Annotated in this window: 24 protein-coding genes; 10 read left to right on the top strand and 14 right to left on the bottom strand. The window is 65.3% G+C overall.

Annotated features, from left to right (window positions below; translation table 11 throughout):
• The first annotated feature begins 75 nt into the window (after positions 1 to 75).
• Positions 76 to 711 (top strand): thermonuclease family protein, encoded by a 636-nt coding sequence (locus AC1DYU_RS06465; RefSeq protein WP_476790912.1) that lies wholly within the window; start codon positions 76 to 78, stop codon positions 709 to 711.
• Between the two features lie 21 nt (positions 712 to 732).
• Here the strand turns inward: AC1DYU_RS06465 and AC1DYU_RS06460 are convergent, their stop codons facing one another.
• From AC1DYU_RS06460 to AC1DYU_RS06450, 3 genes are all read right to left on the bottom strand, one after another.
• Positions 733 to 1,626 (bottom strand): glycosyltransferase family 2 protein, encoded by an 894-nt coding sequence (locus AC1DYU_RS06460; protein ID WP_476790911.1) that lies wholly within the window; start codon positions 1,624 to 1,626, stop codon positions 733 to 735.
• Positions 1,627 to 2,207: 581 nt separating this feature from the next.
• Entirely contained in the window at positions 2,208 to 3,074 is an 867-nt protein-coding gene (locus AC1DYU_RS06455) for a hypothetical protein (RefSeq protein WP_476790910.1), read from the bottom strand.
• A gap of 171 nt (positions 3,075 to 3,245) precedes the next feature.
• Complete coding sequence (locus tag AC1DYU_RS06450; RefSeq protein ID WP_476790909.1) at positions 3,246 to 5,054, bottom strand: acyltransferase family protein; 1,809 nt, start codon at positions 5,052 to 5,054, stop codon at positions 3,246 to 3,248.
• Positions 5,055 to 5,435: 381 nt separating this feature from the next.
• Between AC1DYU_RS06450 and rfaE1 the strand changes: the two genes are divergently transcribed.
• From rfaE1 to AC1DYU_RS06435, 3 genes are all read left to right on the top strand, one after another.
• On the top strand, positions 5,436 to 6,911 hold the full coding sequence (rfaE1, locus tag AC1DYU_RS06445) for a D-glycero-beta-D-manno-heptose-7-phosphate kinase (RefSeq protein WP_476790908.1): 1,476 nt from the start codon (positions 5,436 to 5,438) through the stop codon (positions 6,909 to 6,911).
• Complete coding sequence (rfaD, locus tag AC1DYU_RS06440; protein ID WP_476790907.1) at positions 6,908 to 7,882, top strand: ADP-glyceromanno-heptose 6-epimerase; 975 nt, start codon at positions 6,908 to 6,910, stop codon at positions 7,880 to 7,882. The genes rfaE1 and rfaD overlap by 4 nt, the downstream gene beginning before the upstream one ends.
• 252 nt (positions 7,883 to 8,134) lie before the next feature.
• On the top strand, positions 8,135 to 8,317 hold the full coding sequence (locus AC1DYU_RS06435) for a hypothetical protein (RefSeq protein ID WP_476790906.1): 183 nt from the start codon (positions 8,135 to 8,137) through the stop codon (positions 8,315 to 8,317).
• A 108-nt stretch (positions 8,318 to 8,425) separates the two neighbouring features.
• Here AC1DYU_RS06435 and AC1DYU_RS06430 read toward each other — a convergent pair whose 3' ends face one another.
• From AC1DYU_RS06430 to gmd, 4 genes are all read right to left on the bottom strand, one after another.
• On the bottom strand, positions 8,426 to 9,532 hold the full coding sequence (locus AC1DYU_RS06430) for an SGNH/GDSL hydrolase family protein (RefSeq protein WP_476790905.1): 1,107 nt from the start codon (positions 9,530 to 9,532) through the stop codon (positions 8,426 to 8,428).
• Positions 9,533 to 9,541: 9 nt separating this feature from the next.
• Positions 9,542 to 9,895 (bottom strand): hypothetical protein, encoded by a 354-nt coding sequence (locus AC1DYU_RS06425; RefSeq protein ID WP_476790904.1) that lies wholly within the window; start codon positions 9,893 to 9,895, stop codon positions 9,542 to 9,544.
• Positions 9,896 to 9,982: 87 nt separating this feature from the next.
• Positions 9,983 to 10,945: a GDP-L-fucose synthase gene (fcl, locus tag AC1DYU_RS06420; RefSeq protein ID WP_476790903.1), complete on the bottom strand. Its 963-nt coding sequence runs from the start codon at positions 10,943 to 10,945 to the stop codon at positions 9,983 to 9,985.
• Positions 10,935 to 12,011: a GDP-mannose 4,6-dehydratase gene (gene gmd / locus AC1DYU_RS06415; RefSeq protein ID WP_476790902.1), complete on the bottom strand. Its 1,077-nt coding sequence runs from the start codon at positions 12,009 to 12,011 to the stop codon at positions 10,935 to 10,937. Before gmd ends, fcl begins: the two co-directional genes overlap by 11 nt.
• A gap of 624 nt (positions 12,012 to 12,635) precedes the next feature.
• Here gmd and AC1DYU_RS06410 point away from each other — a divergent pair.
• Positions 12,636 to 13,895, top strand: a complete 1,260-nt coding sequence (locus AC1DYU_RS06410) for a WcaI family glycosyltransferase (protein ID WP_476790901.1) — start codon at positions 12,636 to 12,638, stop codon at positions 13,893 to 13,895.
• A 71-nt stretch (positions 13,896 to 13,966) separates the two neighbouring features.
• Here AC1DYU_RS06410 and AC1DYU_RS06405 read toward each other — a convergent pair whose 3' ends face one another.
• Entirely contained in the window at positions 13,967 to 14,224 is a 258-nt protein-coding gene (locus AC1DYU_RS06405) for a hypothetical protein (protein ID WP_476790900.1), read from the bottom strand.
• Positions 14,225 to 14,436: 212 nt separating this feature from the next.
• Positions 14,437 to 15,495: a LacI family DNA-binding transcriptional regulator gene (locus tag AC1DYU_RS06400; protein ID WP_476790899.1), complete on the bottom strand. Its 1,059-nt coding sequence runs from the start codon at positions 15,493 to 15,495 to the stop codon at positions 14,437 to 14,439.
• Between the two features lie 153 nt (positions 15,496 to 15,648).
• Here AC1DYU_RS06400 and AC1DYU_RS06395 point away from each other — a divergent pair, with 153 nt between their 5' ends.
• Genes AC1DYU_RS06395 through AC1DYU_RS06375 form a run of 5 tightly spaced genes read left to right on the top strand, consistent with a single transcriptional unit; the run spans position 15,649 to position 21,776 of the window.
• The gene (locus AC1DYU_RS06395) at positions 15,649 to 16,665 is read left to right on the top strand and encodes a TRAP transporter substrate-binding protein (protein ID WP_476790898.1); all 1,017 of its coding nucleotides are present in this window, start codon (positions 15,649 to 15,651) and stop codon (positions 16,663 to 16,665) included.
• 55 nt (positions 16,666 to 16,720) lie between these two features.
• Positions 16,721 to 18,607, top strand: coding sequence for a TRAP transporter large permease (locus AC1DYU_RS06390; protein WP_476790897.1), 1,887 nt, complete (start codon positions 16,721 to 16,723; stop codon positions 18,605 to 18,607).
• Positions 18,608 to 18,641: 34 nt separating this feature from the next.
• The gene (locus AC1DYU_RS06385; RefSeq protein ID WP_476790896.1) at positions 18,642 to 19,181 is read left to right on the top strand and encodes a VOC family protein; all 540 of its coding nucleotides are present in this window, start codon (positions 18,642 to 18,644) and stop codon (positions 19,179 to 19,181) included.
• Positions 19,182 to 19,188: 7 nt separating this feature from the next.
• Positions 19,189 to 20,478 carry a ribulose-bisphosphate carboxylase large subunit family protein gene (locus AC1DYU_RS06380; RefSeq protein WP_476790895.1) on the top strand — a complete coding sequence of 430 codons (1,290 nt, stop codon included), beginning with the start codon at positions 19,189 to 19,191 and terminating at the stop codon, positions 20,476 to 20,478.
• An 8-nt stretch (positions 20,479 to 20,486) separates the two neighbouring features.
• Positions 20,487 to 21,776 carry a four-carbon acid sugar kinase family protein gene (locus AC1DYU_RS06375; protein ID WP_476790894.1) on the top strand — a complete coding sequence of 430 codons (1,290 nt, stop codon included), beginning with the start codon at positions 20,487 to 20,489 and terminating at the stop codon, positions 21,774 to 21,776.
• Between the two features lie 14 nt (positions 21,777 to 21,790).
• Here AC1DYU_RS06375 and AC1DYU_RS06370 read toward each other — a convergent pair whose 3' ends face one another.
• The 5 genes from AC1DYU_RS06370 to rfbB are packed head-to-tail and all read right to left on the bottom strand — an operon-like array spanning position 21,791 to position 25,775.
• Positions 21,791 to 22,327 (bottom strand): D-glycero-alpha-D-manno-heptose-1,7-bisphosphate 7-phosphatase, encoded by a 537-nt coding sequence (locus tag AC1DYU_RS06370; RefSeq protein ID WP_476790893.1) that lies wholly within the window; start codon positions 22,325 to 22,327, stop codon positions 21,791 to 21,793.
• A gap of 5 nt (positions 22,328 to 22,332) precedes the next feature.
• Positions 22,333 to 23,220 carry a glucose-1-phosphate thymidylyltransferase RfbA gene (gene rfbA / locus AC1DYU_RS06365; RefSeq protein ID WP_158484178.1) on the bottom strand — a complete coding sequence of 296 codons (888 nt, stop codon included), beginning with the start codon at positions 23,218 to 23,220 and terminating at the stop codon, positions 22,333 to 22,335.
• Entirely contained in the window at positions 23,217 to 24,125 is a 909-nt protein-coding gene (gene rfbD / locus AC1DYU_RS06360) for a dTDP-4-dehydrorhamnose reductase (protein ID WP_158484179.1), read from the bottom strand. The genes rfbA and rfbD overlap by 4 nt, the downstream gene beginning before the upstream one ends.
• Positions 24,125 to 24,682 (bottom strand): dTDP-4-dehydrorhamnose 3,5-epimerase, encoded by a 558-nt coding sequence (gene rfbC, locus AC1DYU_RS06355; RefSeq protein ID WP_476790892.1) that lies wholly within the window; start codon positions 24,680 to 24,682, stop codon positions 24,125 to 24,127. Before rfbC ends, rfbD begins: the two co-directional genes overlap by 1 nt.
• A 31-nt stretch (positions 24,683 to 24,713) precedes the next feature.
• A complete protein-coding gene (gene rfbB, locus AC1DYU_RS06350; protein ID WP_476790891.1) occupies positions 24,714 to 25,775 on the bottom strand; it encodes a dTDP-glucose 4,6-dehydratase in 1,062 nt (353 codons plus the stop codon).
• Positions 25,776 to 25,844 lie beyond the last annotated feature (69 nt).

Below are 25,844 nucleotides of genomic sequence, written 5' to 3'. Positions count from 1 at the left end.
GTTATCCGGGACGGATTGGGCATGGCATTCGGCGGACGATGGCGAAGGGGGCGATGGCCTCGGCTGCTGGCAACCATGGCAATCGCGGCCTTGGCTGCCGGCGTCGTCGTGATGGCTCTTGAGCAGCTCGATCCGGCCGCGCTGGCACCCCCGGCTGCCTCCGTCATGCAGTCTCAGCCGGTCGAAGCGCCGCCGCCCGCGCCTTCAGCCCAAGCGACGCAACTCGCAGCCCCCGGCCCGCCTGCGCAGGAGCAGGCAGCCAAGCTTCAGGACAGCATTCCCGCTGCGCCTGAACCGGAGGCCAGCTACGACGACATCGAACTCGACCCGCCCTTCATGATTGTTGATGGGCAGCGTTTCACTGCAGGGAAATGGGCGATCTCCGTCCAGGATGTGCTCGGCCCGCATCGCGATGCGGTCTGTATCGACCGGAAGGACGAGCTTTTCGCCTGCGGGCTTCAGGCGCGCGCCGCGCTCTCGAACCTGCTGCGTGCGGGCAGGGTCAACTGCCATGTCCGGCTGCCGCCGATCCATGGCCGGTTCGAAGCGTCCTGCACCGTCGGCAACGCCGATCTCGCGGAAGCGCTGGTCAGCGCTGGCTGGGTCCGACCGACGGGACAGGACGAGCGGCTGGACGCCGCGATGCGCAAGGCTCGCGACGCACAGGCCGGCCTCTGGAACGGCGGCTGGAAGATCCGGCAGAACCCGTGATCCGGCGCCGTCGGTTTTAGCTTAGAGCGTGTGCCCGGTCAGGCTCGCCAGTTCTTTGCGGATCTCGGCAGGGTCGCTGAGATGCGCGATTCCCCGGCGCAGTTCCTCGACCTTGGCGCCGACGAGGAAGCGGTACCAATAGCCCTGCAGGAAGTGATAGATCGCGCCCTCGCGCCCATCGAGAAAGCCCAGCTGCAGGAAATACCGGACCACGAAATAGCCCAGCGTCGAGAGCTCGAAGGGCAGCTTGTTGTAGAAGCGCTCCTTCAGGAAACGGATCGATGCGGCATGCATCGAGGTGTTCTCCCTGCCGAGCGCCTCGTCGCGCGGGAACAGGTTGAGCTGCTGGTTGAGGATGTCGAGCGCTTCGCGGGTCGCATACCGATTGTGCTTGTTGGTGAAGAAGGTCAGGTCGTTGAGGTTGTGGTCCGAAAACCCGCCCGTGAACGTCACCGCACGGCCTTCGGTGAGCAACATGTGCTCATCCATCCAGCGCTGCTCGATACGACCCTTTCCCGACCGCCAGATGCGCAGCAGGATCAGCGGATAGCGCCCGCCATAGCGCAGCCACCGGCCCATGAAGATGATCTTGCGCTTCAGGTTGATGCCGGTGACCTCGGGGGGAAGCTGCGGCAGCTTGGCCTTGATTTCCGCAACCAGGTCCGGCTCGATGATCTCGTCAGCGTCGAGACGCATGATCCACTCGGCCGTGATCGGAGCGTTTTCGATCCCCCACTGGAACTGCTGGGCGTAATTGACGAACGGATTCTCCAGCACGGTCGCGCCAAGCGAACGTGCGATCTCCCGAGTCCCGTCTGTCGATCCGGAATCGATGATGAAAATCTCGGATGCGATATCCTGAACGGCAGCCAAGGCCCGCGGCAGGTGTTTTGCCTCGTTGAAGGTCAAGAGCACGACAGCAAGCTTGTTGGACGAAGACGGATTCATTTCGGCGAAACGCGGTTCATGTCCACGGGGAGGGCGTGCCTTGCGGGTTTTTCGCCCATAACAGTCATTTGTATTTCCCCAGCTCGAAACAGCATCAACGAACCGACGTCAAACATCGACGTCGGGGAGCTCAGATCGTCAAACACGGCCCGCATCAGCGCTCCGGTTGAACCATCAAAAAGCTCGCCAGACCAACGGTTTCCCTCTTCCCCCCGGAAAAATTGTACCTGCTGATCTTGTTATCCACGACCACGTCTAATCTTTCAGAGGTATGCGGCCGCCCTCAAGCCCCAATCAAGATCATTTCCACCATCATCGACGCGGCACCATATGTTCCCCGCCAATCCGATGGACGCAACGCCGTTTCACATAGGCCGGTGCCACGATGCAAGAACCGGCCCGTCCTCAGTTCGATGGCGGCCCCCGCTATCCTAGCGCCTCAATGACGAAGGTCGCATGAAGGTGACATTCGGGCGGGCAGCCAAGTCGTCTGTCAACCCGAAAACCTGCCGCCATGTCCCGCAAGGGTTTGCGCCCCTCCCCTGCGCTCACCCCTCCTCATGCAGGGCGACGATGCGATAGGGAGTCTGGTGAATCCCGGTCACGAGTGAGGTATTGGGAACCCGCTCGGTGGCGCGCACGGTCGCCCTGGCACGGTCGAGATAGTCACGGTCGATCCGCCAGCGGGCAAGCTGGCCACGATTGCGCCAGACGATCTCCTCGCCGTCCCGGAGCGTCTCGTCGAGCACGAATTCGACTTTCGGCAGCGCCGCCCCGTCATGGGCCATGGCCGGAAAGGCCCCGAGCGTGAAATCGTCATCGAAGATCGCCAGGGGAATCCGGCGGGCCCGGGCCTCCAGCAGCCGCCGCGCCTGATCGACATGATCGTCGAAATACACCAGCACTGTCTTGCCGGAATAGGGAGCAAGGTCGAAGGTCGTCCAGTCCGCCTCCACATATGTCACTGATGGCAGGCGCAGTTTCAGGTTCGACAGGTCGATGTCGAAGCTCGCGACCTTCGCTGCCGGCGCACCGCGCGACAGGGCCCAGGAGCTCGCGCCCGTATAGGTCCCGCTGTCGATAATCAGGTCGGGCTCGATGCTGCGGGCGAGAAGATAGAGCCACAGACAATTGTTGTAGCGGCTCTCGCCCAGCTGCCTCCGGAAGGGCGACTCCAGGAAAGCGGCATAGAACGCCGCGATCTCCGCCGTCAGATCCGGCAGCGGCTTGGCCGCAAACAGGGTCTGCCGCTCGAGCCATGGCGCGATCTGCGCGGCCATCGCGCCATGCATGGCCGCCAGATGGGCCGGACTCTCGAGCCTATCGTCGAAATCGAAGGATCGCGGCTGAAGCTGCCATCCCGCCGCGCCGATGACGCCGTTGACCGATCGTAAAAGCGCGCTGCGCCAACTCATCTCAAATCCCTTGCTTTTGGCGGAGGCATGCCCCCGGATCGGTGAAACCCTGATCGGATCGGCCCGGCTCTTTCGGCCGCAGCGGTGCTGTCGCAGCAACGCCGGCGGCACGCGCTGCTCCCGTGGAGCCCGAGCATCGGCCGGGCCGGACCGCACCATGCGCTGGCACGGTCATGACTGCAGCCTCGGATCCGCGAAGACCAGCTTGCCGAGATATTGAGCCCCGGCCTTGGTCAGATGCCGCGTATCCTGACTGATGAACATCTTCTCCGGCGTGAACACCGGAACCGTGCCCTGCTGATCCTGGATCAGGTCAAGGACCGGGATAAAGCGCTTGCCGAACGTCTTCGCCGCGAGCCGGTCCGCTTCATCGACCTCGCGCAACGGCTGCGTGCGGTAGGCGTAGCGGTCCTTTTCCGGCAAGAGCATGACCGCATTGTTGTTCCAGCCGAAGCTCTTCGTCCCCAGCACCAGCGTCACGCCGGGCTTGAGCGCATCGAGTTCCGCGACACGATCGCGAATACAGCCGATGCGGTCGACATGCAGGTCCGTCCCCCAGACGATCAGGTCGGCATTTCGTGCGAGTTCGCGCACCGAAGCCGAGATCGGCGCGCAGTCGCTGCTGTCGGTATCCTCGACATAGCTCAGATAGCCCGGAACCAGTTGCCCGGCCTCGAGCCCCATATTGACGAAGTCGCGGGCAAAGGAATTGCCGATGACCAGCACGCGCTTGCGCTCCGCTGTTGCAGGCAGCGCCGCACCGATGAAGCGCCGGGGATCGCTGTTGTAGGATTTGTTCTGGCGCGGCCCGAAATGCGGATCCCCGGCCGCCAACTCCGGCCAGCGCGCCTGGAAGCCCGAACTGACATACATCGAGAGCCCGATCCCGACGATCAGCACGGACGGGATCGCCGCGAAAGCCAGGGCCTGCCGGAACGGGACGCGGCGCCGGTCGCGAAACGGCGTCTCGACGAAGCGCCAGGACAGATAGGCCAGGCCGAAGACCAGCACGCAGAGCGACGCCATCAGCCAGAGCGGCGGCTCCGAGAAGGAGGTCAGCCGCGCGAAGACCAGCACCGGCTGATGATAGAGATAGGCGCTGTAGCTGAGCAGCCCGATGAAAACGACCGGTCCCGCGCTCAGCACGCGGCCCGCAAGACCAGCCGAAGAGCCTAGCGCCAGCAGCATGCAGGTGCTCAGCACGGGCCCGAGAGTCTGCCAGTTCGGCATCGCGTTCGTCGGATTGGTGAGGACGATGGAGGCCAGCAAGCCGACCAGTCCGGTCAGCATAAGCGCCGCCCGGCGTCCCTCATGCCCGCCCCATAAAGTCCGCAGCCGGGGCTCGACCAGGGCGACGATGGCGCCGGCTCCAAGCTCCCAGGCACGCGAGAAGACGAGATAGAAATTCGCGTTGGGGTGGGTCGGCGACAGCCAGAGCGAGACCACGAAGCTGGCCAGCGTCATGATGCAGGCGAAGGCGAGCAGGCCGCGCTCCCGCATCAACCTGTAGCTGGCCCACATCAGCAATGGCGCGAAGATGTAGTACTGCTCCTCGACGCCGAGGCTCCAGCTATGCAGCAGTGGCTTGAGCTTGCTCTCGAGGTCGAAATAGCCCGCCGTCAGCATGAGCAGGATATTGTTGGCGAACAACACGGTTGCCACCAGGGATTGACCGTAACTCTCGAGGTCGCCCGGCAGCATCAGCACGAACGCGACCGGCGTGCACAACAGCAGCATGACGTTCAGCGCCGGCAGGATCCGCCGGATACGGCGGTCATAAAAGCCGATCAGGGAAAACTGGCCCGATCTGAATTCGCGCTGGAGGATGCCGGTGATCAGATAGCCGCTGATCACGAAGAAGATGTCGACGCCGAGGATTCCGCCGGCCATGGACGGAACGCCGGCATGAGCGGCGATGACCGCGAGAACCGCAATGGCCCTCAACCCGTCGATATCCCGCCGATACTGCGTCGACGCCAATGAATCCTCCGGCGACCGCTACGTGCCCAAGCGTCAGGGACGGTCACACAGACTGCCTGAACCGAAAAGCGCTGCGATGCAACATCAACGTGCCCCAGAGCACATCTGCCCGATCCGTTCCCCGATCTGCTTGCCGCTATGGTTATCGCCGGAGGCGGGATGGAGTATTTTTGGCCGACAAAGGGCCTCCGCGCGCTGCCCGTGCCCTCTCTAAGCGGCACCGCACAGGACAGGAAGGTCCGGGCGCAGCGACGCTCCGGCATGGGCGCGCGGCATTAATCCTGCAGGTGCGAAGGATTTGCTCTTCGCCCGAAATCGTAGATACGAAGATGACGAGACGTCATCGCGCGGCGGTCCCGCATCTCCTTGGATTGTTTAACAATGGCTCTCGAACGCTTCGATCAGATCGCCATTGCCGTCATCGGCGACGTGATGCTCGACTGCTATGTCCATGGCGCGGTCGATCGCATCTCGCCCGAGGCGCCGGTACCGGTGGTGCGGGCCCGCAACCAGCGCGAGGTGCCGGGCGGCGCCGCCAATGTCGTGACCAACATCGCCTCGCTCGGCGTGCGCGTTCAGGCCGTGGGGCTGACCGGCGCCGACGACGCCCGCGACAGCCTGCTTGCTACCCTGGCGATGTCAGGCCTCGTCGACACCTCCGGCCTCGTCGTCGACAAGGACCGCCCGACCACACGCAAGCTGCGCATTCTCGCCGGCGGCCAGCAAATGATCCGCGTCGATTACGAAGAGACCGGAGCTGTGCCGCCTGCGGTCGAGGCGGCCCTGGCGGAGGCCGCCACCAGCGCTATCGCCGCCTGCGACATCGCGATCCTCTCCGACTACGGCAAGGGCGTGCTTTCCGACGCGGTGATCGCGGCCGCCATCGCGGCGGCGCGGGCGCAGGGACGGCGCATCATCGTCGATCCCAAGCGACGCGACTGGTCGATCTATGCCGGTGCCTCGATCCTCACGCCCAACCGCCGCGAACTGAGCGAGGCGACCGGCCTCCCCTGCGACAGCGACAGCGAGGTCGTGACAGCCGCCGCCCGCGCTCATGCCGCGACAGGCGCCGACATTCTCGTCACACGCTCGGAGAAAGGCATGTCCTTCATCCCGGTGACGGGCACGCCGATCCATCTCGCCACCGTCGCGCGCAATGTCTTCGACGTCTCCGGCGCGGGCGACACCGTCATCGCCGTGCTCGCGGCTGGCCTCGCCGCCGGTTTCGAGATCGGATCGGCCATGAAGATGGCCAACCATGCCGCGGGCATCGTTGTCGGCAAGGTCGGCACCGCGACGGTCTCGCGCCGCGAGATCAGTGAGGCCGTCGAGCCGTCGATCGCCCTTGAGGACGCCACCGATGGTCGCCCGCTCTCGCTCGACCAGGCCGTCGCGCTGCGCACCGCCTGGGCGCGGCAGGGCCTCAGCGTCGGCCTCGCCAATGGCTGCTTCGACCTGATCCATCCCGGCCATGTCTCGCTGATCCGCCAAGCCGCGAACTCCTGCGACCGCCTGATCATGGCGCTGAATGCCGATTCCTCGGTCAAGCGCCTGAAGGGGCCGAGCCGCCCGCTGCAAAACGAAGAGGCCCGCGCCGAGGTCATCGGCGCGATGAAGGGCGTCGCCGCCGTGATCCTGTTCGAGGAGGACACGCCGCTCGCCATCATCGAGGCGCTGCAGCCCGATGTCCTCGTCAAGGGCGCCGACTACACCGAGGATCAGGTCGTCGGCGGCCATATCGTCAAGGCGCGCGGCGGCCGCGTCGTGCTGGCGCAACTGATGCCCGGCCACTCCACCACCCGGCTCGCGGCCGGCGGACAGAACGGCGCCGCGGCGCAGACGAAAGTCCTGGCATGATCATCGTTACCGGCGGCGCCGGCTTCATTGGCTCGAATCTCGTCGCGACGCTGAATGCGCAGGGCCGCAGCGACATCGTCATCGTCGATGTGCTCGGGACCGAAGGCAAATGGCGCAACATCGCCAAGAGCCGCTTCCTCGACATCATCTTCCCCGAAGAGGTCGAGGCCTTCCTCGCCGGGCTCTCCGGCGCCGATGCCGTCTTCCACATGGGCGCGAACTCCTCGACCACGGCGACCGACGCCGACGGCATCCTGCGCACCAATCTGCGCTCCTCGATGCAATGGTGGCGCTGGTGCGCCAAGACGCGGACGCCGCTGATCTACGCGTCCTCGGCCGCGACCTATGGCGACGGCGCCCAAGGCTTCCTCGACGACGTCGAAAGGCTAGACGCCCTTCGCCCGCTCAACCTCTATGGCTGGTCGAAGCACGCCTTCGACCGCTGGGCGCTGGCCGCCGAGGCCGGCGGCGGAAGCCCACCGCATTGGGCCGGGTTGAAGTTCTTCAACGTCTACGGCCCCAACGAATACCACAAGGGCGACATGCAGAGCCTCGTTGCCAAGAATGCGGCCGTCATCGCGGCGGGCGACCCGGTGACGCTCTTCCGCTCGCACAAGGACGGCTATGCCGACGGCGAGCAGCTGCGCGACTTCGTCTATGTCGCCGACTGCATCGCGGTGATGCTCTGGCTCTGGCAGCAGGCCGGAACGAGCGGCGTGTTCAACCTCGGCACCGGCGCCGCCCGCTCCTTCAAGGATCTGATGGAGGCGACCGCCGCGGCAGCCGGCAAGCCGCTCAGCGTACAATACCGCGACATGCCGCTCTCGATCCGCGCCAACTACCAGTATTTCACCCAGGCCGAGATGGGGAAGCTGCGCCAGGCCGGCTACGACAAGCCGTTTCAGACGCTGGAACAGGGCGTCGCCGACTATGTCGGCAATCATCTCCTGACTTCGGACGCCTATCGCTGACCTCCCTTTCGCCGACGTTCTCTTCGCGAGCCGGCTCAGAGTGACGCTGCCGTTGCGCTGCGCTGCCGGCCGCATGCGCCGCATCGGAAACGCTTTCGACCGGAAACGTCATCAAGCCGCCATATTGCAGTGCAACAAAACCAACTACCGCATGGCACAATACTTGCTGAGATGCAGGCATTGAAATGATCCGGGCCGTCGCCCCGGCAGCGATGCAAAAGCTGTCGAGTCGGGCCTCAGAGGAGATTTCACATGACGACGTCGCAAATGGATGCCTCTGCCTGGTCGCAGGCCGCGCAAATCGGCCCTTCGGAAGCACTTCCGGCCACTCAGGGTCCGAACTGGGCCGTTGCCCTGATCGGCGTCGGGGCCGTTCTCAATGTCGGCTGGGTCGCGCTCGTTGCCTTCGTTGCGGTCAAGCTGATCATTCTCTGATCGAGCCGCACGCCTTTCAGCCCCGTCTCGACATCATGAGCCATCCGGTCCCCTGCGGTTCCGGATGGCTTTTTCATAGGTGCCCGCCTGTGGCGGGCGCTCGTCGCATCACAACCCGAGCGACGTCAGCTTCGCCTGCACGGTGGTCTTGACGACCTCGTAGCCGGCATCGTTCAGATGCACCGCATCGAACCGGAGGCTGGCCGGGATGGTGCCGTCGGGCTCGGTCGACAGCGCGGCATAGAGATCGACGCAGGTAACCGGGTACATCGCCTTTAGCGCCGCATTGGCCGCGAGGATGGCGGTATGGTTGGAGGTTCCCGTCGTCTCGGTCGCCGACGGCGTGATCGTGCAGGGCAGATAGGCTGTCCCGGCCTCCAGATTGGCGACCGCCCTTGCATGCTGGGCGAGGACCGTCACCTGAAGGTCAGGCGAGATGCCGACATCGTTGCGCCCGATCCAGGAAACGATGATGCCGCGGCGCCCCATCGACTTGTCCGCGAGCATCCGGTCCACGATCTGCAGCGACGTCTGCCCGCCGATCCCGAGATTGCTGACGCCCCGGCCCGTCAGCGCCTGCCGCAGGCGGGTCACGTAACCGCCCGAAGGCGAGGACGAACCGGTGCCAGCCGTCAGGCTGTCGCCCCAGCAGGAGACGGCATTGGCGGGAAGAATCGCCCCGGCTCCCGCCGCCATGCGGCGCTGGACCAGCGAAAGACCGAGGATACGGATCGAATCGCCGTTCTGTGGCCGGGCCTGGAGGCTGACCGTCACCGCCCCCGTCAGATCGACGACAACATTGGGCGCCGCGCTGGTATGCACCGAGAACGGCGCACCCTGCCCTGCCGTCGGAGAGAGAACGTCATTGAAGTTCTGGGAATAGGCCAGCAGCGACTTGCCGTCATTGGCCACGTAGAACAGGAACTTGACGTTGCCTGCCAGATTGGTGGTCGTCGGAAAGGACTGCCCGATCGAGGCTGCGTTGACGTTGAGCCTGAGCGCGCGGCCTGCATTGGCCCCTTGGAAATCGAACAGCGCATCGAACTCCAGCACGGCGCCCGGCTGGATCGTGCCCGCAGGCAGGACGAGTGGCTTCATCAGATCGAACCAGACGGCGTTGCTGGTCGGGCCGTAGATCAGGGGACCCGGTCCGCTCACGGCCAGGACAATCGCGTCGGGAAGGGCCGTAATCGGCTGGCAGTTGAACATGTTCATGATTTGTCCTCACGCATAGAAGGCGAGCGAACCCTTGCACGCCGCAGGCGCGCGCAGGCACAGATGGGTGACGGTGGAGCCGTCGGCGAGCGTCTCGGGGATGCGGCGGCCACTCGGGTTGAGTTCGCTGCCAGAACCGTCGCCGGTCGAGACGGACGGCAGGGCAAGCGGCGTCGTTGCCGTGCCGGGCCTGGCACGAAAGAAGCCATCGAAGCTGAGCAGGACGAAGCGCGCGCGTGCAGGCAGCGCGACGCGGACAAGGACGTCCGCTTCGAGCGCGACGTCTTCGACATGGTCCGAGAAGGTCGGCGTCAGCGCGAGCCGTGCCGAGCTATGGGGAAAGGCTTCGTAGAAATCGCGCATGAAATTCTCCCGTCGAGCGAGGCACGAGCCTACGCCATGATGGGAGAACGGGGATAAGATGCCCTCGGTGACGCGGAAGCGGCGTGCTCAGGCGCGATTGGCCAGGAACCACTGATAGGTCTGGGCGATGCCATCCTTGAGCCCGATCTTCGGTGCCCAGCCCATGGCGCGGAGCCGGTCAGCGCTCATCAGCTTGCGCGGGGTGCCGTCGGGCTTGCTGGTGTCCTTGACGATCTCGCCCTTGAAGCCGACGACGTCGCAGACCGCTTCGGTCAGTTCGAGGATCGTCACATCCTCGCCCGAGCCGATATTGACATGCTCGAAGCCGGAATAGGTCTTGAGCAGGTGCACCAGCCCGTCGGCGCAATCGTCGACATGCAGGAACTCGCGCCGCGGCGTGCCGGTCCCCCAGATCGTGATCTGTTTGTCGCCGCGCTGCTTCGCCTCATGCGCCTTGCGCAGCAGCGCCGGCATGACATGGCTGGACTGGAGGTCGAAATTATCCTCCGGCCCGTAGAGATTGGTCGGCATCGCCGAGATATAGTCGCAGCCATACTGCTTGCGATAGGACTGCGCGAGCTTGATGCCGGCGATCTTGGCGATCGCATACCACTCATTGGTCGGCTCGAGCGGCCCGGTCAGCAGCGAATCCTCCTGGATCGGCTGCGGCGCGAGCTTCGGATAGATGCAGCTCGACCCGAGGAAGAGCAGCTTGCCGACATCCGCCTGCCGCGAGGCCTCGACGATGTTCGCCTCGATCATCAGGTTCTGGTAGAGGAAATCGGCCGGATAGGTGTCGTTGGCGAGGATGCCGCCGACCTTGGCGGCAGCGACGATCACGACGTCCGGCTTGTTCTTTGCCAGCCAGCTTTCGGTCTGGTCCTGACGCATCAGGTCGACGTCGCTGCGGCCGGCCGTGACGACCTCGCAGTTCTCGCTCTTCAGGCGGCGCACCAGCGCCGCGCCGACCATGCCGCGATGTCCCGCGACCCAGACGCGCTTGCCGGCGAGATCGTAGCCGCCTTGACTCGGCGAAGCGTCACTCGGCATTGCGGCGGCGCTCCTGCTCGACCACCTTCAGGTCGGACGCCACCATCTCCTCGCAGAGCTGCTGCCATTTGGTGTCGTGCTTCCAGCCGAGCTTGGTGTGCGCCTTGGTCGGATCGCCGATCAGAAGTTCGACCTCGGTCGGGCGGAAATAGCGCGGATCGATCTCGACCAGCACCTTGCCGGTCTTGGCATCCAGGCCCTGCTCCTCGACGCCCTCGCCCTTCCAGGTGATGTCGATGCCGACCTGCTTGAAGCCATGGCTGACGAAATCGCGCACCATAGTGGTCTCGCCGGTGGCAAGCACATAATCGTCGGGCTCATCCTGCTGCAGCATCAGCCACATGCCGCGGACGTATTCGCGGGCATGGCCCCAGTCGCGCTTGGCGTCGAGATTGCCGAGATAGAGCTTGTCCTGATAGCCGAGATGCATCGCCGCGATGGCGCGCGTGATCTTGCGGGTGACGAAGGTCTCGCCGCGCAGCGGGCTCTCATGGTTGAACAGGATGCCGTTCGAGGCATGCATGCCGTAGGCTTCGCGGTAGTTCACCACGATCCAGTAGGCGTAGAGCTTCGCAGCGGCATAGGGGCTGCGCGGGTAGAACGGCGTCTTCTCGCTCTGCGGGATCTCCTGGACCTTGCCGTAGAGTTCCGAGGTCGAGGCCTGGTAGAATTTCGTCTTGTTGGTCAGGCCGAGCAGGCGGATCGCCTCGAGCAGGCGCAGCGTGCCGGTGGCGTCGGCGTTCGAGGTGTATTCCGGCGTTTCGAACGAGACCTGCACATGGCTCTGGGCCGCAAGGTTGTAGATCTCGTCGGGCTGAACCTCCTGCACGATGCGGATCAGGTTCGTCGAATCCGTCATGTCGCCATAGTGAAGGATGAAGCGCTGATCCTTCTCGTGCGGGTCCTGGTAGAGGTGCTCGATGCGGCCTGAATTGAACGAGGAGGAGCGGCGCTTGATGCCGTGGACGATATAGCCCTTCTCGAGCAGCAGCTCGGAAAGATACGCGCCGTCCTGACCCGTCACGCCCGTGATGAGCGCGACCTTACCAACCCCAGACCTGTCCATGCCGTCCTCCAGATTCCGCTGGTCCGCAGTCGCGCACGAGCCTGACCAATGCCAACGATGGCTGCCCCGGTTGATCGGGCCTTGCCTGACGCTGCATTGCACAAATCACATATCCCGTTGCGGGAGGCAATCGTCTAGGGCGCCTGATCCCAATGCCGATGGGTAATGATGTATTAGGGTTACCGTCCGGCACGCGCGGCATGCCACCGCAAACCGGAAAAGCAACCGCCCCCGAAGCTGACATATCGCGACATGCGGTCAGACCGTGCAATGCCATCCGGCGCAGAAGTGCGCCAGAATCCGGCCGAATCCGGGATATTCCGGCGATGGTCGCCAATAGAAGGGGGAGCGGCATCGCCGTCGCGAAGCTGTCAGGTTCTCGCCACTTTAGCCATTTAGTTAACGCCTGCGACGGCCCAGGGACGTCCTGGAGGGCCAGCACGAGACTTGCATTACTAATCGGCAGCGGCGATAGATTTGCAATTGTGCAGCGCGAAACGCGCCTGGGCCAGCCATCGCAAGGGGGTCGGGACATGTGTCCCGACGGTCGAACGTTGCGCTGCCATGGCAGATGCGTCGATGCGCTTGTCAGCGGGTTGTCTTGCCTGCCGGACGGAGTGAAAGATGGCTCGGCTGGATACGCTGTTCTACGGAATGAACTACGCGCCGGAACCCACGGGCGTCGGACTCTATTCCGGCGAGATTGGAGCCTTCCTGGCCGCGAAGGGCCAGGACGTGCTGGTCGTCACCGCGCCGCCGCATTACCCCGGCTGGCGCGTCGCCGCACCCCATTCCGCCTCCCGCTACGCCTCGGAGACTGTGGCCGGCGTCAAGGTCATCCGCTGCCCGCTGCTGCTGCGCGATGAGATGCGCGGCTTCTGGCGGCTGGTCCCACCGATCTCCTTTGCCGTGTCGTCGCTGCCGGTGATCATCTGGCAGATCCTGTGGCGGCGCCCCCGCGCGGTCTTCTGCGTCGAGCCGACCTTGCTTTCGGCGCCGGCGGCGATCCTTGCCGCCAAGCTCGTTGGCTCGCGTCTCGTCCTGCATGTCCAGGATCTCGAGATCGATGCGGCCTTCGCGGTCGGCCATCTGAAATCCGGCCTCCTGCAGAAGGCAGCGGGACTATTCGAGCGCCTGACGCTGAAGGGCTTCGACCGTGTGATCGCGATCTCGCATCGCATGGCCGACCGGCTCGCCGACAAGGGTGTGCCGCGCGACCGTATGTCCATCATCCGCAACTGGGTCGATCTCGGCCGGATCAAGCCGCATCAGGGCGAGAACAGCTACCGCGCCGAACTCGGCATCGCCGCCGACACCAAGGTCGCACTCTATTCCGGCAATATCGGCGCCAAGCAGGCGCTCGAAGTTGCCTTCGAGGCGGCAAAGCTGCTGGCCGAACGCTCGGACATCCTCTTCGTGGTGGCGGGCGAAGGCCCGGAGAAGAAGAGCCTGTTCGCGCGCTATGGCAGCCTGCCCAATGTCCGCTTCCTGCCGCTGCAACCGGCCGAGCGGCTCTCAGAGCTGTTGAGCCTGGCCGATGTCCACATCCTGCCGCAGCAGGCCGGCATGGCCGATCTCGTTCTCCCCTCCAAGCTCGCCGGCATGCTGGCGAGCGGCAAGCCCGTGCTCGTCACCGCCGACAAGGGCACCGAACTCTACGACGTCCTCGACGGCACGGCGATTCTGGTGCCGGCGGGCGACACGGCGGCAATGGCCCGCGAGATCGCCGTCCTGGCCGATAGCGGCTCCCATCCCCAGCTTGGCGATGGTCGCAAGCTCGCGCAGATCTTCGCCCACAATGTCTGCCTGGAGCAGATCCGGGCCGAGGTCACAGTCGATCTCGGCGTGGCCGAGAAGAGCCAGCCCGTGACCGCAAAGAGCTGACGGCTAAACGCCAACGCCGTCAGAACACCGAACCTGGTCCGGTAGGGCACTCCGGCCGCCCCACCCAACACTCAGCGATCGGCCAGCGCATCCTCGAAGCTTTGCATCATGATCGGGTCGATGCAGATCAGCGGCGTGTTCGGAAAGCCATGGGCTTCCAGCGTGATTGAACGGCTGACGAAGGATTTGTAGCCGAGCCAGGAGCCGATGACGTTGTTGCAGCCGCCGCAGGAGACCGGCGCGTCGTCGGCAAGGTCCGCCGGAATCGTGATCGAGGGAGAACCGCATTCGCAACAGGCGAATTCGGCTCTCGCAGGCAAGCTGGACATGGAACGCTCCCCACTGCCGGTCAATCGATAAAATGTGAGACAGCAATATCGGGGCCAACCTTAGCTGCCTGAATCTGGCACAGATCGACCGGTTTTGGCTCTCCTGGCCACGATGACTTCAAGATGGGCGCATCTTTCCGCACCATCTGCCGCATGTTCAGGCGCCGGCCGCTTTCGTGCCGCCGTCAGACCTCACTCTCTCTTCGCTCCCTCTACGGCAGGTTCTCGCGCAGAACAATCTCGGTGCGCGGCCGCTCGACGCCCTGCGAGGCCGGGCGGCCGGCGCGCAGATTGGCGAAGATCGAGACGCAGTCCATCATCGAGGCCTGCGGGTTCTGGGTGATGACGGCATCCATCGCCCCCTCGATCAGCAGGCTGCGCGTATCGGGCGTCAGGCCGTGGCCGACGAAGACAACCTCGTGCTGCCGCCCCGATTCCTTCAGCGCGCGGGCGATGCCCTCCGGCCCGCCGCCGATATTGTAGATGCCGGCGAGGTCGGGATGCTGTGCCAGGAGCGTCTTGGTCTGGCGGTAGTTGCGCGCCTCCTCATCATGGCCCTCGCGCAGGCCGACGACCTGGATCGCCGGGAACAGATCCTCGAACAGGTGCAGGAAGCCCATCTCCCGTTCTTCATGGGCGCGGTAGCTCAGGCTGCCGGCGATCATCGCAACCTTGGCAGGCCTGGGCCCGATGAAGCGCGCCAGCAGATAGCCCGCCGTGCGTCCGGCAGAGCGATTGTCGAGCCCGACATAGGCGACGCGCTTCGTGTTCGCGATGTCGGAGATCAGCGTCACGGCCGGCACGCCGCGCTCGGCCAGCCAGTCCACCGCCTCGCGCACCGTCGGATGCTCCAGCGCCATGAAGGCGATGCCGTCGACATCGCGCCCGACCTTCTTGAGATGCTGGGCGAGCAGTTCGGGCTTGAAGCTCTCGATATAGTCGACCCGCGCCCGCATGTTGAACGAAGCGAGCTGGTCTTGCGAGCCGGCGATCTGGCGCCCAACCATTGTGAGGAAGCGGTTCGTTCCGGCCGGCAACAGGAACGCCAGCCGCAGCGGTGTGAGCGCCCCGGCCGGCAGGGCGTCGTCGATCGTGTAACCGATCTCGCTGGCGGCCTTGAGCACGCGCTGCACCGTCACCGCGCGGACCCCCGTCCGCTGATTCAGCACCCGGTCGACGGTGGCAGTCGAGACACCGGCGCGTGCGGCGACGTCGTCGATCCGCGCCGATGCACGGCGGCGCGGCGCCCCCTCGGCGAAAGTCGCGTCCAATGCAACCGCTGAAGGCGGACGATTCTGGTTGTCCATTCAAATCACATCAAAAAGCATCAAGAATTGAGTTTGACGGACATCACGGCACCTTTCTATCGTCTGCGCAAGAAGACGGCAATCAATCAGATCGCAACGCGATCCAGGGAGGGTTCGATGACTGAATTCACGCGCCGCAAGGTTCTGCACACGCTCGCCGCATCAACGGCGATCCCCCTCATCGGCATGCCGCACATCGCCCGCGCCGCCGAGTTCGAGCTGAAATACGGCAACAACCTGCCGCTCAGCCATCCCCTCAATGTCCGTTCCCAGGAGGCGGCCGAGCGCATCGCCAAGGAGACCAACGGCCGGGTCGAGATCAAGATCTTCCCGAACAATCAGCTTGGCGGCGACACCGACATGCTGAGCCAGGTCCGCAATGGCGGCATCACCTTCTTCACCCCCTCGGCGCTGGTCATCGCGACGCTGGTGCCGGTCGCCGCGATCAACGCGGTGGGCTTCGCCTTCGCCGATTACGACCAGGTCTGGAAGGCGATGGACGGCAAGCTCGGCGCCCATGTCCGCGAGGCGATCTCCAAGGTCAACCTCTTCGCCTTCGAGAAGATGTGGGACAACGGCTTCCGCCAGATGACCACCTCGGGCAAGCCGATCGAAACCGCCAAGGACATGGCCGGCCTCAAGATCCGCGTGCCGGTCTCGCCCCTCTCGATCTCGATGTTCAAGGCGCTCGACGCCGCCCCCGCCAGCCTGCAGTTCTCGGAAGTCTATTCCGCGCTCCAGACCAAGGTCGTCGATGCGCAGGAGAATCCGCTGCCGATCATTCAGGTCGCCAAGCTGTTCGAGGTCCAGAAGAACTGCGCCGTCTCGAACCATATCTGGGACGGCTTCTGGTTCATCGCCAATGGCCGGGCCTGGCGCGGCCTGCCGGCCGACATCCAGAAGATCGTCGGCGACGCCATCAACGAGGCCGGCGTCAAGCAGCGCGGCGACATCAAGAGCCTGAACGAGACGGTCCAGGCCGATCTCCAGTCCAAGGGGCTCGCCTTCAACAAGACCAACCCCGAAACGTTCCGGGCCAAGCTTCGCGATGCCGGCTTCTACAAGGAGTGGCAGGAGCGCTTCGGCGCCGAAGCCTGGGGCCTGCTCGAAGGCGCCGTCGGCAAGCTCGCCTGAGCGCTCATCGAGCCTGCACGGCGCAAAAGACCCATCACACGAAAGCGCCGCTGCCATGGACGCCCATACCGCGACACTGCACGCCCCCCCGCCGATCCCGACGACCGGGATCGGCCGGATGGCCAACCGCCTCGACCACGTCGCCGGCACTGGCGTGGAGGCCATCGCGGCGGCGCTCGTCCTGGTCGAGATCTGCATCCTCGCGGCGGGCGTGACCGCTCGCTACGTCTTCCACGCCCCGCTGGTCTGGTCGGACGAACTGGCCTCGATCCTGTTCCTCTGGCTCTCGATGCTCGGCGCCGTCGTCGCGCTCCGGCGCGGCGAGCACATGCGCATGACCGGCCTCGTCAGCCGCGTCTCGCCAGCGACACAGGCTCTGCTCGAGGCGCTGGCGATCACGGCGGCCATCGCCTTTCTCCTTCTCATCCTGCCGCACGCGCTCGAATACGCCGAGGAAGAGAGCTTCATCGTCACCCCGGCGCTCGAGATCACCAATGCCTGGCGCGCAGCGGCAATCCCCGTCGGCATGGGGCTGATGCTGCTGGCGGCGAGCTTCCGGCTGCTGCGCTTCGGCTCGCTCAAGCCGGTCCTGCTCGCGATCGGCATCACCGCGGCCCTCGTGCTGCTGTTCTGGCTCGCCGGCCCCGCACTCAAGCCGCTCGGCAAGCTCAACCTCGTCGTCTTCTTCGTCGGCGTCGTCGCGCTCAACGTCTTCTCCGGCGTGCCGATCGCCTTTTCCTTCGCGCTCGCCACCTTCGGCTATCTCGCCTGCACCACGACGACGCCGATGATCGTGATGGTCGGACGCCTAGACGAGGGCATGAGCCATCTCATCCTGCTCGCCGTTCCGCTTTTCATTTTCTTGGGCGCGCTGATCGAGATGACCGGCATGGCCAAGGCGATGATCCAGTTCCTCGCCTCGCTGCTCGGCCATGTCCGCGGTGGCCTGTCCTATGTGCTGGTCGGCGCGATGTATCTGGTCTCGGGCATTTCCGGCTCCAAGATCGCCGACATGGCGGCGATCGCCCCCGTCCTCTTCCCCGAGATGAAGAAGCGCGGCGCCAAGCCCGGCGATCTCGTCGCCCTGCTCGCCGCGACCGGCGCGCAGACCGAGACGATCCCGCCCTCGATCGTGCTGATCACCATCGGCTCGGTCACCGGCGTCTCGATCGCGGCACTGTTCACCGGCGGCATGGTGCCCGCGCTCGTGCTCGGCATCGCGCTCTGCTTCGTCGTCTGGTGGCGCAATCGCGGAGAGGATCTCGGCCATGTCGTCCGGCATTCCTGGCGCCAAATCGGCAAGCTCAGCCTGATCGCGCTGCCGGCCATCGCCCTGCCCTTCGTCATCCGCGCCGCCGTCGTCGAGGGCGTCGCGACCGCGACCGAGGTCTCGACCATCGGTATCGCCTATTCGGTGCTGGCCGGGCTCCTGCTCTACCGCCAGTTCGACTGGCGCCGCCTGCCGCGCATGCTCGCGGACACGGCCTCGCTCACCGGCGCGATCATCTTCATCGTCGGCTGCGCCACGGCCATGGCCTGGGGGCTGACCCAGTCCGGCTTCTCGCAGGATCTGGCGCGGGCCATGGCGGCCGTGCCCGGCGGAACCTGGGGCTTCCTGGCGATCTCGATCGTCGCCTTCATCATCCTCGGCAGCGTGCTCGAGGGCATCCCGGCGATCGTGCTGTTCGGCCCGCTGCTGTTCCCGATCGCCAAGCAGATCGGCGTCCACGAGGTCCACTACGCCATGGTCGTGGTCTTCGCGATGGGCATCGGGCTTTTCGCCCCGCCCTTCGGCGTCGGCTATTACGGCGCCTGCGCGATCAGCAAGGTCAACCCCGACGAGGGCCTGAAATATATCGGCGGCTACATGCTGGCGCTGTTCCTCGGCCTGCTCGTCGTCGCCGCCGTACCGTGGTTCTCGACCGGCTTCCTGAAATTCTGATGTCTCACCAACGCGCAAGCACAAGGGTATCGCCATGAGCCGCTTCTTCGGCCAGATCCGCCAGGCGGGCTATGTCGTCCCCGATATCGAGGTGGCGATGGATTATTGGAGCCGCGTGCTCGGCGTCGGGCCGTTCTTCTACAATCCGAAGGTTCCGATCAAAAACTACCGCTACAAGGGCGAGGCTTATGAGCCGCACAACTCGGTCGCGCTGGCCAATTCCGGGCCGCTCCAGATCGAGCTGATCCAGTGCCGCAACGCCGTGCCGTCGATGTACAAGGACTTCACCGATGCCGGCCATTCGGGCCTGCAGCACGTCGCCTACTGGACCTCGGACTATGATGCCGATCTCGAACGCCTGACGGCGCAGGGCTTCAAGGTGGTGATGTCGGGCGAAGTCGGCGAGCGTGGCCGCTTCTGCTATTTCGACACCTATTATCACCCCGGCACCGTGATCGAACTCTCCGAGGTCGCCGGCCCCAAGGGCGAGATGTTCCGGCTGATCCGCGAGGCCAGCGAGACCTGGGACGGCAGCGACCCGGTGCGGCCGTTCCCGGATCTGAGCAAGCTGTGACGGCGACATGACCGCAGACCGCTTCCAGGCCACCTATCTGATCGAGACCCCCCTCGACCCGGCGAAGGTCGCCGAGGTCATGGCCGGCGAACAGTCGAGCGGGACCTTCACCCGCGTCGCCGGCGAGACCGACGAGTTGCGCAGCCGCACCCGCGCCGTCGTGACAAGCGTCGAGGACCTGGAAACCGTTGCCGCGCCCAGCCTGCCCAACTCCTGGCTGGCGAAGAAGGGCGTCACCGGCCCCTGGCGTCGCGCCCATGTCGCGATCTCGTTCCCCGTGGACAATGTCGGCGCCAATCTCGCGACTTTGGCCTCGATCGTCGCGGGCAATCTCTACGATCTCGGCGAGGTCACCGGCCTGCGGCTCGACACCATCACCCTGCCGGCCGCATTCCGCAGTCGCTTTGCGATGCCGCGCCAGGGTATCGCCGGGACGCGGACCCTGACCGGCGTGATGGAAGGCCCGATGGTCGGCTCGATCATCAAACCCAATGTCGGCCTGAGCCCCGAAGAGACCGCCGCGCTCGTCGGCAAGCTCTGCGCCGCCGGACTCGACTTCATCAAGGACGACGAGATCTCCGCCGATCCCGTCCACGCCCCCTTGGCGCAGCGCGTGCCGGCGGTGATGGATGTCGTGCGCCGGCATCAGGACCGCACCGGCAAGGCGGTGATGATCGCCTTCAACATCACCGACGAGACTGACGCCATGAAACGCCACGCCGATCTGGTCGCGCGCGAGGGCGGCACCTGCGTCATGGCGAGCCTGAACTGGTGCGGCTTCTCCGCCATCGAGACACTGCGCCGCGCGACCGATCTCGCTTTGCACGGTCACCGCAACGGCTTCGGCGCGTTATCGCGCCATCCCCTGCTCGGCATCTCCTTCCAAGCCTATCAGACGCTTTGGCGGCTCGCGGGCGTCGACCACATGCATGTCCATGGCCTGCAGGGGAAATTCGCGCAGGAGGACGACGAGGTCGTGTCCTCGGCCAAGGATTGCGTCACGCCGCTGAGCCAAGGCCCCGGCGGCAAAGGCATCGACGACCGCGTCCTGCCGGCGTTCTCGTCCGGCCAATGGGCCGGTACGGCACAGCCGACCTTTGATGCCATCGGCCATGCCGACCTGCTCTTCATGGCGGGTGGTGGCATCCTCGCCCATCCCGGCGGCCCGGCGGCCGGCGTCGCCAGCATCCGCCAAGCCTGGGAGGCGGTTGCTGCCGGCCAGTCCTTGACGGACGCCGCTAGCATGCATCCTGAACTGCGCCAGGCGCTGGATTTCTTCGGCAAGGTCACTGGGTGAGTCCGACGATGGCAGCGGCGCGCCCGTCCTATGGCTGGTATGGCGACGATTTTACCGGCGCCACTGATACGCTGGCCGCGCTCGCCGAATACGGCGTCCGGGCGCTGCTCTTCCTGCGCATCCCAACAAGCAAGCAGCTCGCAGCCGCCGGCCCGCTCGACGCGATCGGCATCGCAGGCGCGACGCGCTCGATGGCGCCCGATGCCATGACCGCCGAATTGAGCGCCGCAGGCCGCTTCTTCGCCGATCAGGCCGTCGGCATCCTCCACTACAAGTGCTGCTCGACCTTCGACAGCGCCCCGCATGTCGGCAGCATCGGCGCGGCCGTGCGGGCGCTACGCCCGCACTTCGCCAACCCCTTCCTGCCGATCGTCGGCGGCCAGCCCAATCTCGGACGCTACTGCCTGTTCGGCAATCTCTTCGCGGCCGCCGGCAGCGGCGGCCCGGTCCATCGCATCGACCGCCACCCGACCATGAGCGTCCACCCGGTCACGCCGATGGCCGAAGCCGATCTGCGCCGGCATCTGGCGGCTCAGGGACTGGAGCGGATCGAGCTCATCGACTACCGCAGCTATGAGGGCACGGACGCTGAGAATGGACTCGTGGCCGGCCTCGCCGCAGACCGGGACGCCGTCCTTCTGGATGTCTCGCGAACCGAAGACCTCGCCGTCATCGGCCGGCTGCTGCGGCGGAAGATGAACAATGGCCCGATGCTCGCCATCGGCCCGAGCAGCGTCGCCCAGGCGCTGGCCACCTCCTGGCCTAGCGCCCGGCAGACTGCAGCCGTGTCGGACGCCCCAGCGCCGCGTCCCGGCCCGGTCCTCGCCCTCGTCGGAAGTCTCTCGCCGGTGACGCGCGCGCAGGTCGAGGCCTCCGCGGCCTATGAGCGCATCGGCATCGACACCGCAAGCCTACTGTCGGAGCCGGCCTACAGCCTCGCGCTGGAGCAGGAGGCGCATGCCCGCCTCTCGGCCGGCCAGCATGTCATGCTTGTCACCGACAGGCCGTCACAGGCACCGGGCAACATGGAGAACGTCGCGCTCGCGACAGGCCGACTGCTGCGCGGCATCATGACCACGGCCGCGATCCGGCGCCTCGTCGTCGCCGGCGGCGATACGTCGAGCCTTGCGGTCAAGTCGCTTGATATCTGGGGACTGTCCTATCGCGCCGCGCTGGTTCCGGGCGCCCCGCTCTGCCGGACCCACAGCGACGATCCCCGCCTCGACGGTCTCGACATCGTCCTGAAGGGCGGTCAGATGGGGCCTGTCGGCTTCTTCGACGCCGTCGCCGCCTCATAGGCTGGCGAGGCACTTCATAGGCTCGCAAGACACTCCTGCACGAAGCCATCGAGATCGCCGCCCTTGAACAGGAATCCAGCGACGCCCGCCGCCTGCGCCGCTTCGAGGTCGGTCGCGCGATCACCGATCAGGAAGGAGCGCTGCTTGTCGGTCGGAAATGCCTGCATCGCCTTGAGCAGCATGCCCGGTCGCGGCTTGCGATCCTCATGGTCAATGCAATAGGCGGGAACCGTCGCCTGCGGATGATGCGGCGCATAGTAGAAGGCGTCGATCCGCGCCCCGTTCTCAGCCATGATCCTGTTCATCTCGACATGGAGAACGCGGACATCCTCCTCCGTATAGAAGCCGCGCCCGACGCCTGACTGATTGGTCACCACGACGACGCGGTAACCGAGCTGGTTCAGCCGGCGCACTGCCGCAAAGGCGCCCTTCACCCAGACGATCTGGTCGATGCGAAAGGCATAATCGACATCCTCGTTGAGGACGCCGTCGCGGTCGAAGAACACCATCGGCGCAAGCGCGCCAGCCTCCGGAATGGCAACCACCGTCATCGCCTCTAGCCCTTCGGCAGCAGGGCGATCTCGGCCGCCATCCGCAGCAGATACTGGCCATAATCGCTCTTGGCGAGCCTGGAGCCCAGTGCTTCGAGCTGGCCGACATCGATCCAGCCACGGCGGCAGGCGATTTCCTCGGGGCAGGCGATCCGCAAATCCTGTCGGCTCTCCAGCGTCCTGACGAACTCCCCGGCCTGGAGCAGACTGTCGGGCGTGCCTGTATCGAGCCAGGCGAAACCCCGGCCCATGCATTCGACCGAAAGCTGGCCGCGTTCGAGATAGACCCGGTTGACGTCGGTGATCTCGAGTTCGCCGCGCGGCGAGGGCTTCAGCGAGGCTGCGATCTCGACGACCTGCGCGTCGTAGAAATAGAGCCCGGTCACAGCCCAGTTCGAGCGCGGAACCTTGGGCTTCTCCTCGATTGAGATCGCCTTGCCCTGTGCATCGAAGGAGACCACGCCATAACGCTCGGCATCGCGCACCTGATAGGCGAAGACGGTGGCGCCGCTTTCGCGTTTCCGCGCCTGGCGCATCATCTGGGTCAGGCTGTGGCCGTAATAGAGGTTGTCGCCGAGGATCAGCGCCGAGGGCTCGCCTGAAACGAAATCCGCGCCGATCAGATAGGCCTGCGCCAGTCCGCCCGGATGCGGCTGCTCCGCATAGCTCAGGCTCAGCCCCCACTCCGAACCGTCGCCCAGCAGCCGCTGGAAATGCGGCAGGTCTGATGGCGTCGAGATGATCAGGATCTCGCGGATATCCGCCAGCATCAGCGTGGTCAGCGGATAATAGATCATCGGCTTGTCGTAGACGGGCAGAAGCTGCTTCGAGATCGCCAGCGTCATCGGGTGCAGGCGGGTGCCGGAACCTCCCGCCAGAATGATGCCCTTCATGATCCCTGCCCTGCCCGTTCTTCGGTGAGAAGCCGCGCCACGCAAGCCCGCAGCGATCCCTGCCACTCCGGCAGCCGCACGCCATGGGCGAGCGCGAGCTTGCGGCAGTCCAGCCTGGAATTCGCGGGCCGGCGTGCAGGTGTCGGATAATCGGCCGTCGCGATACGTTTGACCCGAACCGGCTTGCCGCCATGCCGTTCCCGTTCGGCGAAAATCGCTTCGGCGACATCGGCCCAGACGGCCTCGCCCGCTGCGCTCATATGGAACACGCCACGGAGCGAAGCGTCGTCCGTCCGGCTGGTCAGGTTGCGCGCAACAGCGAAGATCGCATCGGCGATGTCGAGCGCACCGGTCGGACACCCCGCCTGGTCCGCGACGACGCCGATCTCGTCCCGCGTTTCGGCAAGGTGCAGCATCGTCTTGACGAAGTTCTTGCCGAAGGGACTGTAGATCCAGGCCGTGCGCAGGATCGCGTGATTGTTGGTGGCCGCCGCGACCGCCTGCTCGCCAGCGAGTTTGCTCGCGCCATAGGCCGAGATTGGGCCGGTCGCGTCATCCTCGCGATAGGGCCGGTCGAGCACGCCGTCGAAAACATAGTCGGTCGAGAGCTGGATGACGGGAATGCCGAGCGCGGCCGCGGCCCGCGCCGCTTCGCCGGCCGCTTCGCCATTGACGCGCATGGCGAGGTCGGACTCGCTTTCGGCCTGATCCACGGCCGTGTAGGCCGCCGTGTTGACGATGACGTCGGGCCTGGCCGCGCGCAAGGCCGGCGCGACCGTCTTCGGGACGGCGAGGTCAAGGTCCGGGCGGCGCAGCGCGATAACCTCGACGCCCACGGGTACGCGCTCCAGCATGGCGCAGACGACTTGGCCGGTCCAACCGGTGACGGCGATGCGAAGTGTCATCAGTCGAAATACCGCGGCAGATCGGCGAGGCGCGGATGCTTGCGGTCCTTGTCGGACAGGGTCAGCCGCTCGGCCGGCAGCCGCCAGTCGATGCCGAGTGCGGGATCGTCGAAGGCGAGACCGTGATCATGGGCAGGCGCATAGGGCGCGCTGACCTTGTAGAGCACCTCGGTATCGGGCTCGAGCGTCACGAAGCCATGTGCGAAACCCGCCGGCACCAGCAGTTGCAGCCAGTTCTCGGCGGAAAGTTCGACGGCGACGGCCTTGCCGAAATCCGGCGAGGACGCGCGGATATCGACGGCGATGTCGAGGATACGCCCGCGCGGCACGCGGATCAGCTTGTCCTGCGCGAAGGGCGGCGACTGGAAATGCAGGCCGCGCAATGTGCCGACGACCGGCGAGAGCGAGTGGTTGTCCTGCACGAAGTCATGGTCGATGCCGGCCTCGGCGAAGGCCTTGCGGCTATAGGTCTCCGAGAAGAAGCCGCGATGGTCGCCGAACTTCTTCAACTGGATGATCTTCACATCGCGCAGCGCGGTCGCTTCGACATGCAGCATGCTTTGCCTTCCTTTGGCGGCCCGGGGCCATTCAGCCCGCGCCGAGCCGTTCTCCGCGATAGACGCCGGACCGGATATCGCCCCACCAGCCGGCATTGGCCAGATACCATTCCACCGTGCGGCGCAAGCCGCTCTCGAAACTCTGCTTTGGCGCCCAGCCGAGTTCACGCCCGATCTTGCCGGCGTCGATGGCATAGCGGGCATCGTGTCCCGGCCGGTCGGTGACATAGGTGATCAGCCGCTCATGCGGACCGGCCGGATCGGGGCGCAATTCGTCCAGAAGCGCGCAGATCGTCCTGACCACATCGAGATTGGCCATCTCGTTGTGCCCGCCGATTGCATAGGTCTCGCCGGGTCTGCCCTTTTCGGCGACGAGCAGCAGTGCATCGGCATGGTCGTCGACATAAAGCCAGTCGCGCACATTGGCGCCGTTGCCATAGACCGGCAGCGGCTTACCCTCGAGCCCGTTGATGATCATCAGCGGGATCAGCTTCTCGGGGAAATGATACGGCCCGTAATTGTTCGAGCAGTTGGTGACCAGCGTCGGCAGGCCGTATGTGTGCTGCCAAGCCCGCACCAGATGGTCGGACGCGGCCTTCGAGGCCGAATAGGGCGAGGTTGGCTGGTAGGCCGTGTCCTCGCGGAAGAAGCCCTCCGCCCCCAGCGACCCGAAGACCTCGTCGGTCGAGATGTGGTGGAAGCGGAAGCGCTCGCGGCGTTCGCCCTCGAGCCCGCGCCAATGGCGCAGCGCCTCCTGCAACAGCACGAAGCTGCCGACGATGTTGGTGTCGATGAAGGCGGCCGGCCCGTCGATCGAGCGATCGACATGGCTCTCGGCCGCCAGATGCATGACGATGTCGGGCGAAAACGACGCGAAGATCGCCCGCATCGCCTCGCCATCGCCGATATCGGTCTTCTCGAAGCGAAAACGCGCATCACCCGCTACGGAGGCGAACGATGCCATGTTGCCGGCATAGGTCAGCTTGTCGACGACGCAGACGCTGTGGCTGGTCTCCGCGATCAGCTTGCGCACCACGGCCGAGCCGATGAAGCCCGCGCCCCCGGTGACCAGAAATCTCAAAGATGCCGGCAATACCGCTCTCGCTCCCGTTCGGCGGGGATATAGGGGATTCCCTCGCTGATCGTAAACCCGACCGCGGCC

The sequence above is a fragment of the Allobosea sp. P2_B12 genome (genome assembly GCF_056404835.1).
Note: the sequence above shows the minus strand (reverse complement) of the source record. Positions and strands in the feature narration are given on the sequence as shown.